Source organism: Actinomadura darangshiensis (assembly GCF_004349235.1).
In the GTDB taxonomy this organism is placed as follows: domain Bacteria; phylum Actinomycetota; class Actinomycetes; order Streptosporangiales; family Streptosporangiaceae; genus Spirillospora; species Spirillospora darangshiensis.
On sequence record NZ_SMKY01000564.1, the window covers coordinates 1 to 2,398 of the forward strand.

The following is a 2,398-nucleotide window of genomic DNA, read 5'->3' on the forward strand; positions in this document are numbered from 1 at the left end:
ACCCATTCAGAAGACATTCCAGCCTTGAAATGCTGAGCCCGGTGGACTACGAGGAACGACACCGAACCTCGAGCATCACCACCTGACCCATCTCACCCGAGCTGTCCGTGCTACGGGGGGAACCTCATCCCCGCCTGGTCTGAGCGCACGGACGGCGCTCGTTGAACTACCGCGTCCAACTGCACGCGACCGCACTCGCCCAGATCGGCGGCCTCCCTCAGGAAGCCTTCGACGCCCTGGTGACGTCCCTCGCCGGCGTTGCCGACCGCCCTTGGGACGCGATGGCTCTCTACAACGACCAGCCCGAATACCGCCAAGTCATCTTCGGTACCTACGGCCTGGTCTCCTTCTACGTCGACGACACGGCCGAGATCCTCCGTGTCTTCGACATCACCTGGACAGGCTGACACCTGACGGACCTTGGCGCGCTGGGCAGCGGATTGACACTCCCACCATCTAACAGCGTTGACCTGTACTCTCTCGGCCTCAAGGACGAAACCTCGGCACGCATTCGGCACGGCGGACAGAGGCCCAACCGCTGAGGCTTACCTGGCGCCACTCCAGCTAACCGGCCGTGCTAGCGGCCCGAGCCGCAACCTGACGGTGAAATTCGTTGAGTGTTGCGGTGATGACCTCCGCAGCAGCCAACCACCCAGTGACCTCATCGTCATTCTTGTGGTCGTTCAACGGCACTGTGTCGAGCTCCAGCATGCCGTTGTCGTAGGCGGTGAGCTTCAGCGTAAGCGTGAGACCCTTGTCCCGAGGAGTGGGCTCGACGTCCATGGTCTCGCGGATCCGCTTCAGGCTGGCTGGCACTAGAGCCTCCCATGGTTGCTTAGCTACTGGTTTCAAGATATAGGCAGTTACAAGCGAGATCAGGGCTGTCCAGGGATGTCCCCCACGAGTCCCCTGACCAGCACCGCGCCCGCCCGGACGTCCACACCCGTCCAAGATCATCCACCTCTGTTGTTAGCACCACCGTTAGCAACCGCCAGGGTCACTCGGAACCGGATGCACCATCGGCCCTATGCAGATCCCATTCCCTCACCGAAAGTTCCGTGTTCAGCAGGTGGTCGACCCGTTGCCCTTCGGCGCGTGACGTCACGTTCGCAAGCGGGTCGAAATCCACCGGGAGTACGTCCAGCAGGCTCCTCACTTGGTCCCCGGTACGAAGCTGTAGCAGCAACTCGCATCGCAAGTGGTCGGGGATGTCGGGGCGGTGGGACAGCCTCTGCCAGAAAGCTGGCCACAAGTGGCGCCCCTCGGGGGCGGCATTCTCGACCACCCATGCAACGGGAAGTCGCTGGGAGAGGCTCAGCCGGAGTGCAATTTCCTCCAGCGTGACCAGCATGGCAGTGTCCACAACCTTCAAACTGCGGGGCACCGGCTGATCCAGGGGCATCGCTCCGTGCTGCCCGATCGCCCGGGTCCTCCGATACAAGGCCCCACCTGCCCTCGGCGCCGAAGCGGGCGACGGAACCGAATCCACGCTGTCAGCTTGGGAATCAAACCGATCCGGGCCATCATGGCCGCTGACCTGCTTTCCGCTCGTACCGCAAGTGACCGTGGCTGCCCCTGATCACCCTGGCTAATTGCACGCCGCCTGCCTCACTCACCTGCGCCGAACCGGCGGTATCTACCTGCTCGGCCGCACGAGCTCCTCGCCGCTGCCACGGGGTCGAGTCGCGGTGAGCGGTTCCAAGGCGTCCGTCACTGTCGATGATGGCAGGGAGGCCACTACGGATTGGGCGAGATCAAGTGGGATCGTCGGTCTGCCAGGGATAAAGGAACTGGTCGGGCCGTAGATTCCATGCCTGGAGCATTACGGTCAGTTCTGCTTCGCCGGTGACTGTCGTCCCTTGGACGAGTACGGCCCCAATGTCGTAGTCGAAGCCGTCGATCTGGTCGGCGTCGTAGTCCCAGTGCGTCAGGCGGTATTCGCGCGCGTGGTCGGCCCGTTTCCAGCCTTCGTGGCGTGCTTGGCGGTCGGCAGGCGTGGTCACTGGGCAGATGGTGACGAAAGCTCGTCGGCGAGGGCCGCTGGCTGGGACCTCGATCGTTAGCGGCTGGCCGAGGCGCAACGCGTTTAGCTTTTCCGTCGGCCAGCGTGGTCCGTCGTCGGGGGTACTCATGCAGCCGCCAGATTGGTTTCGGTGGAGCGATGGATTGGTTCGGCGAACCTTAGGATCATGATCGGTGGTCAGTAGCGCAAGCTCTTATCGCTCGGCGTGGTGGCCCGGGGGGGGGGAGCGGTTCCAGGTTCCTTCGGCCTCGGCGGCGGTCGTGATCGGCTTCGGGACGCTGTTCGGTCTGCTCTGGGTGTGGTCGTTCGCCTCGTGGATGGGGTGCCACGCATCATCTCCAAGACCCAACATGTCCCCCGCCCGCACCCCCGCCC

General features: G+C 63.6%; 4 protein-coding genes. 1 reads left to right on the forward strand and 3 read right to left on the reverse strand.

The window, feature by feature from the left end; all coding sequences use genetic code 11:
* The first annotated feature begins 161 nt into the window (after positions 1-161).
* A complete protein-coding gene (locus tag E1293_RS46405) occupies positions 162-407 on the forward strand; it encodes a hypothetical protein (RefSeq protein ID WP_132206443.1) in 246 nt (81 codons plus the stop codon).
* A gap of 157 nt (positions 408-564) precedes the next feature.
* Here the strand turns inward: E1293_RS46405 and E1293_RS46410 are convergent, their stop codons facing one another.
* The 3 genes from E1293_RS46410 to E1293_RS46420 form a co-directional block, all read right to left on the reverse strand.
* Positions 565-816 (reverse strand): hypothetical protein, encoded by a 252-nt coding sequence (locus E1293_RS46410; protein ID WP_132206445.1) that lies wholly within the window; start codon positions 814-816, stop codon positions 565-567.
* Positions 817-997: 181 nt separating this feature from the next.
* Complete coding sequence (locus tag E1293_RS46415; protein ID WP_207939535.1) at positions 998-1,351, reverse strand: hypothetical protein; 354 nt, start codon at positions 1,349-1,351, stop codon at positions 998-1,000.
* A gap of 403 nt (positions 1,352-1,754) precedes the next feature.
* Positions 1,755-2,003, reverse strand: a complete 249-nt coding sequence (locus E1293_RS46420; protein WP_207939536.1) for a hypothetical protein — start codon at positions 2,001-2,003, stop codon at positions 1,755-1,757.
* Between the last annotated feature and the right edge of the window lie 395 nt (positions 2,004-2,398).

Bases quoted from the DNA above. Each gene is read 5' to 3' on its own strand.
- E1293_RS46415 (WP_207939535.1), bottom strand. From the start codon at position 1,351: ATGCTGGTCACGCTGGAGGAAATTGCACTCCGGCTGAGCCTCTCCCAG.